Origin of the sequence: Thermoclostridium caenicola (assembly GCF_900142095.1) — a bacterium.
Lineage (GTDB): Bacteria > Bacillota > Clostridia > DSM-8532 > DSM-8532 > Thermoclostridium_A > Thermoclostridium_A caenicola.
Genome location: NZ_FQZP01000039.1, coordinates 22703 through 28702, shown reverse-complemented (window position 1 = coordinate 28702; position 6000 = coordinate 22703). Strand labels below are relative to the sequence as shown.

Annotated in this window: 6 protein-coding genes; all 6 read right to left on the bottom strand. The window is 54.5% G+C overall.

Annotated elements, in window-relative coordinates; all coding sequences use genetic code 11:
* Positions 1-241: 241 nt before the first annotated feature.
* On the bottom strand, positions 242-319 hold the full coding sequence (locus tag F3H12_RS13665) for a hypothetical protein (RefSeq protein WP_422822213.1): 78 nt from the start codon (positions 317-319) through the stop codon (positions 242-244).
* Between the two features lie 218 nt (positions 320-537).
* Entirely contained in the window at positions 538-2940 is a 2403-nt protein-coding gene (locus F3H12_RS09925; RefSeq protein WP_149679166.1) for an ATP-binding protein, read from the bottom strand.
* Between the two features lie 252 nt (positions 2941-3192).
* Entirely contained in the window at positions 3193-3642 is a 450-nt protein-coding gene (rimI, locus tag F3H12_RS09920) for a ribosomal protein S18-alanine N-acetyltransferase (RefSeq protein WP_149679165.1), read from the bottom strand.
* An 8-nt stretch (positions 3643-3650) separates the two neighbouring features.
* Positions 3651-4358 (bottom strand): tRNA (adenosine(37)-N6)-threonylcarbamoyltransferase complex dimerization subunit type 1 TsaB, encoded by a 708-nt coding sequence (tsaB, locus tag F3H12_RS09915; protein WP_149679164.1) that lies wholly within the window; start codon positions 4356-4358, stop codon positions 3651-3653.
* On the bottom strand, positions 4355-4789 hold the full coding sequence (tsaE, locus tag F3H12_RS09910; RefSeq protein ID WP_149679163.1) for a tRNA (adenosine(37)-N6)-threonylcarbamoyltransferase complex ATPase subunit type 1 TsaE: 435 nt from the start codon (positions 4787-4789) through the stop codon (positions 4355-4357). Before tsaE ends, tsaB begins: the two co-directional genes overlap by 4 nt.
* A gap of 12 nt (positions 4790-4801) precedes the next feature.
* Positions 4802-5983, bottom strand: a complete 1182-nt coding sequence (locus tag F3H12_RS09905) for an amidohydrolase (RefSeq protein ID WP_149679162.1) — start codon at positions 5981-5983, stop codon at positions 4802-4804.
* Positions 5984-6000: the final 17 nt, after the last annotated feature.

Here is a 6000-nt window from a genome sequence, read left to right as displayed (position 1 = left end):
TTTGCTAATGTTTTTCTTTGGTTATTAAACATTTTACAATGGATTACCATGAGTTTTCTATATATTACGGCATTTTATTTTACAACTTCCCGCTTCCGCCTGAAAATTTTCAGCCTCTTACTTATAAAGTCAAATCCGTTCTTTTTCATATGGGAAGGGGCGGTCCTTTTGCCCGTTTCCATGCCTGTGCACGGATGAAAGACCGCCCACTGCTCATTAACGCTCATGGTTATAGCCATTCCTATTCCTTCTTGTCTTTTTTCCTTAATGAGAATCCTGCCGAGATGAGGGTAACCCCGGTACCTATCAGGAACTCCACCGGAATACCGCCTGTCTGCGGAAGCGTTGCTCCTGCGTATGGTACATCCTGATCCAGTGTGACCCCTTCTGCCTGAACAGCGGGACCTTGCCAAGGCTGGCATTGAACCTGCCGGATAAACAGACCTCCAGTTGAATCCTGATTTCGGATCCTGCACCCATAAAAACCAAACCTTATAAAATGGCGTTTTCTGCATGAACTTCGTATGATGTCATACCTTATTCCTTGTACTTGGCTGCTGTTTCGGCATAATGCCTGAGCTTTCTGTATACCCGGCCATGGACCGTGTTTTCGGGATAGGTGCCGTCGGGCAGCTTTTCCCCGGCCGATACGCCGGTAAGGATCTCAATGCCCTCATCCACCGTGCTGACGGGATAGATATGGAACATCCCTTCCTCCACGGCTTTTACCACCTCATCGTTGAGTACCAGGTTCTTGATGTTCTGCCTTGGGATGATCACGCCCTGCCTTCCCGTCAGTCCGTTTATCTTGCAGATGTTGAAGAAGCCCTGGATCTTGAAGCTGGCCCCGCCGATGGGCTGAATCATGCCCAGTTGGTTTACGGAACCCGTAACAGCAATGCCCTGGTTGATGGGCAGATCCGCCAGGCTGGACAGGATGGCATACAATTCGGTGGACGAGGCGCTGTCGCCGTCGATCCCGCTGTAGGTCTGCTCAAAGCAGATGCTGGCGGTCAGGGAAAGCGGGATGTCCTGCGCATATTTTCGGCCGATATACCCGCTCAGGATAAGGACGCCCTTGGAATGGGTATAGCCGCCCGTCTCAACTTCCCTTTCAATATCCACGATGCCGGCCTTGCCCATATAGGTGGCCGCTGTGATCCTGGCAGGCTTGCCGAAGGTATAATCACCCAGTTCAATGACCGACAGGCCGTTGATCTGTCCCACGACCCACCCGTCGGTGTCGATCATGATGGTCCCGTCCCGGACCAGTTCCAGCAATTCCTCGTCGTATTTGTTGGAGCGCTTCATTTTCTCCCTGATAGCTTTCTTCACATGCAGCCCGGTGACAAGGTCCGAGTTCTGGATGCTTGCCCAGGTGCCTGCCTCGCCCAGGATGTTGACGATTTCGCTGAAACGGGTGGTCAGCTTGGTCTGATCCTGCACCAGCCAGGAGCAGTAGTTGACGACCTCCGCGACGCCCGTCCTGTCGAAATGGGGTATGCCTTCCTTGTTGCAGAAGGCGCTGATGAAACGGGCAATCTTGTTCACGTTGTCCTGGTTCCAATCCATCTGATCATCAAACTCGGCCTTGATCTTGAAGAACTTCTTGAAATCCCGGTCAAAATGATAGAGCAGATGGTATATCTCGCTGCTTCCCACCAGGATGATCTTGACGTTTACCGGGATGGGTTCGGGCTTTAAGGCCGAAACGGCCACCAGCCCCATTTGCTCCTTGATGTTCTCGATGATGATCTGCCTGGTCTTCAGGGTCCGCTTGATGGCCTCAAAGGACTGGGGATTGGACAGAACATCATTGATCTGAAGGATCAGAAAACCGCCGTTGGCCTGATGGAACAGTCCGGGCTTGATCATGGTATAGTCAGTGGTCATGGTGCCGAATTCGTTTTCATATTCGCACCGCCCCATCAGGTTGTAATAGGTGGGATTGTAGTCCACGATGACGGGCGCACCCTTCAGATGGCTGTTGTCCACAAGGAGGTTGACCTTGTAGCGGTCATACGGGTTTTCTTCGGCCCCTCTCCTGGCCATCATCTGAAGGAACATGGTCTGCTGATCATCCCCATAGTCGTCACCCACCAGGGCTTCAACGTTATCGAGGATGTCGCTCCGGACCTCGTTCAGGTATCCGACAACAGCCGGATAGGCCATGTATTTTTCCTTCAGGCTGTCAATATGTATCCCCACCGCATACAGGGCAATCTGGTGTTCCCATTTTTTTATGGCTTCCTCCGCCTCTGTTTCGAGTTCGCGGATCTTCCTGATGATTTCCCCGGTCTGAGCCTGGAGCGCTTCGGAGGATTTGGTCAGCTCTATCTTGATATCCTCATCCAGCTGGTTGAACTCATCCTCGCTGATGGGCTCGCCGTCCACCAGCGGCATGAAGTAGATGCCCGAATTGGCCAGCTTGACCCGAAATCCCCGCTCCTGCGCCTCCTGGCTGAGCTTCATGACCAGTTCATCTTTCCTTTCACGGAACCGCTTGATGATGCGGGTTCGTTCAGCCTCGTACTCGTCGCCGTTGAAGGCCTTATCCATTTCCTGCTCGATGATCCGCACGAACTCTTCCATATCCTTTTTGAATTCACGGCCCATGCCTGCAGGAAGGTTGATGGCCCTGGGACGGGTAGCATCCTCGAAATTATAGACATAGCACCAGTCGTCGGGAACAGGCATATGTTTTGCCTGCTTCTGGGCGCATTCCAGCGCATAGCGCGTCTTCCCCTCGCCCGACTCGCCGGCCATGTAGATGTTATATCCGTCAAGCTGGATGGCAAGACCAAACTCGGTCGCTTCAACAGCACGTTGCTGGCCGATCAGCTCCCTTGTGGGCGGAAGCTGTCCGGTATGCTCGAAATCAAACAAAGACGGGTCGCACTCCCTGCGGAGCGCTTTCGCCGGAAGCGGTTCTACTGGCATAGCAGCACTTCCTTCCATCTTTTTCTTGCTCATGTTTACCTCAAAACGGGCTGTCCAAAACAGGGATTTGAAAAGGACAGCCCGTAATTGAAAGCTGTATTAAATAATATGTTGATCTGTCCTGCAGAAGTGAGGAAACACGAAAATGCAACAAAAAACAGAGCCGGCTTTAACGGGCTCCCGGAGATTGCCACGCGCGCTCGCAATAACAGCTGGCGCTGGATTGAAGAGCTCAGCCGGAATTATCTTGTATTACTCCAACCGGAGCCACATGATCAGCGCATCCTCGTTGTTGTCGGCATAATAATGCTTCCTCCGGCCCTCAATCTGGAACCCGAAGGACTCATACAACCGGATGGCCGGAAGATTGCCGACCCGGACTTCAAGGGTCAAGGAACGGATGCCGTTGGCTTTTGCGTAATCGACAAGATCCTGCATGAGCCGTCTGGCAAAGCCTCTTCGCCGGAGCTCCGGGAGGACGGCCACATTGGTGATATGCCCTTCATCCAGTATCTGCCACATGCCGATATAGCCGACAACAGCTCCCTGGAACTCAAGCACACGATACCTGGCCCGGCTGTTGGACAGCTCCTCCTCCAGCATGTTCCTTGTCCAGGGCACGCTGAATGAAGCCTGCTCAATGGCCGCCATGGCATCCAGATCCGATTCACGCATATCTCTGATGAGAATCTGATCCGACATCATGGACCTCACACTTGCGAAGCGCCCAGTTCTTTCATGCGCTCCGCCTGGGATTTTCTGAGATAGAAGGGTTCAAGTTCATAAGGACTGGAAAGGGATCCTTCCTGCGCCTGTTTCTCAGCCAGCAAAGCGGTACAGGCTGCCCTCGGGAGAAAAAGTGCCTTGTCGGCCTGCAAGACCGGCTGTCGGATCAGGCCTTGCATGGTCTCATGGTGAAGGGGAGCACCATCCCCCAGGAGCAGGACCTCTTCACCGAATGCATCCAGCCTGCCGGCCAGTTCGGTGACATGTATGCCAAAGTAATCTGAAACGCGCCGGAATTCGCCATGGTTTTTCCTGTATATGGCCGTATAGACCTGGTTGTTCCTGGCATCCATCATGGGGCAGACCACCCCTTTGAAATCATTGACCGAATAAGCCAGGGCATCCAGCGTCGGGATGCCGCACACCGGCTTCTTCAGGGCATAAGCCATCCCCTTGACGGTTACAATGCCAATCCTGAGTCCGGTAAAGGAACCCGGCCCTATGGAGGCCGCATACAGGTCAATCTGGTTCGCCTTCAGATCCAGAAGCTCCAGCAGGGATTGGATCATGGGAACAAGCTGCTGTGAATGGGTTTTGGCATGGGAGGTGGTCAGTTCCCCAAGGACCCGGCCGTTTTCCACCACGGCGCAAGAAGCCGTCAACGTGGCTGTTTCTACTGCAAGGATTTTCATTCCTGGTCCTGCCTTTCCACAAGAATGGTTCTTTTGTCCGGTTGGGTTTCATCCCTCAGGATCCGGATCCGCAGGGCACCCGGGGGAAGCATTTGGGACACCCGATCCCCCCACTCCACCACGCACACGTCGTTGGGATTGAAGTATTCTTCCCAGCCGATCTCGTAAAGCTCTTCCGGATCATCTATCCGGTAAACATCGAAGTGGTGCAGCGTGACATCCCCCTCATAGGAATTCACGATGGTGAAGGTGGGGCTTGTAATGGTATCCCTCACGCCGAGGCCTTTGGCGATACCCTTGACCAGGGCCGTTTTCCCGGCGCCCAGGTCTCCTTCCAGGCTCACGGCCGTTCCCGGTCCCAGCTTGCGCGCCAGCTGCACGCCCAGATTGAAGGTCTCTTCCTCCGAACCAGTCAGATACTTTTCCACCATGCTACTCTTTGATCAACCTTTCTTCTGCGTATAGACAACCCTGCCGTTGATGATGGTCATGTAAACCTTGGTCATATAGTCGAAGGGATGCCCCGTAAACATCACCATGTCCGCATCCTTGCCGACTTCAAGGCTTCCGACCCGGTCATCGATGCGGCAGGCCCGGGCCGCGTTGATGGTGATGGCCTTCAGGGCCTCTTCGGGATTCATGCCCTCGCGCACCGACAGGGCTGCACAGAGCATGAGGTGCTGGACAGGCACACAGGGATGATCGGACATGATGGCAACCCTCACGCCGCTTTCTGCCAGAATGCCCGGGGCCTTCAGGGACTGGTTCTTAAGCTCGATCTTGGAGCGATCGGTAAGGAGCGGCCCAACGATGACGTCAACCCCGTATTCCTTCAGCACATCGGGAATCAGCCAACCTTCGGTGCAATGATCGATGGTCATGTCCAGGTTGAACTCCCTGGCTATCCGGAGGGCTGTCACGATATCATCGGCCCGGTGGGCATGGGCCTTCACAACCAGTTCCCTTTTAATCACCGGCAGCAGGGCTTCCAGCTTCATGTCGAACTCGGGCTTGTCGTTTTCTTCCTTGTCCTTTTCATATTTCTCAAGCGCCTCCAGGTATTCCCGGGCCTTGAAAAGCTGCTCCCGCAGGATGGCCGCCGTCGCCATCCGCGTCGAAGGCGCCTGGTGCTTTTCGTTGTAGACGGTTTTGGGGTTCTCCCCGAAGGCAATCTTCATGGCGCAGGGATCCCTGACGATCATCTCGTCCACCGTTCTGCCCCATGTCTTGATGGCCGTAAACTGCCCGCCCAGGACATTGGCGCTGCCGGGCCCTGTCACGACGGTGGTGACACCGAACTGCCTGGCTTCTTCAAAGGCCCGGTCATAGGGATTGATCCCGTCAATGGCACGCAGATGGGGGGTGACGGGATCGGTCATCTCATTCACATCATCCCCCTCAAAGCCCATGGCGTCCTCCACCATACCCACATGGCAATGGGCGTCCACAAGCCCGGGCATGAGCACCATCCCGGCCGCATCAATCACCTGATCGTCCGGCCCGGCCTCCAGGCACTCGGTCATGGGGCCCACAGCTGCGATCTTATCCCCGCTGCACGCCACAAATCCGTTGTCGTACCGGCTGCCGGCCATGGTGTAAATGTTTGCGTTCTTTATGATTAACATGCGTTCCTCCGAAATAT

Coding starts and splice junctions, on each gene's coding strand:
- F3H12_RS09925 (WP_149679166.1), bottom strand. CDS start 2,940: ATGCCAGTAGAACCGCTTCCGGCGAAAGCGCTCCGCAGGGAGTGCGAC.
- rimI (WP_149679165.1), bottom strand. CDS start 3,642: ATGTCGGATCAGATTCTCATCAGAGATATGCGTGAATCGGATCTGGAT.
- tsaB (WP_149679164.1), bottom strand. CDS start 4,358: ATGAAAATCCTTGCAGTAGAAACAGCCACGTTGACGGCTTCTTGCGCC.
- tsaE (WP_149679163.1), bottom strand. CDS start 4,789: ATGGTGGAAAAGTATCTGACTGGTTCGGAGGAAGAGACCTTCAATCTG.
- F3H12_RS09905 (WP_149679162.1), bottom strand. CDS start 5,983: ATGTTAATCATAAAGAACGCAAACATTTACACCATGGCCGGCAGCCGG.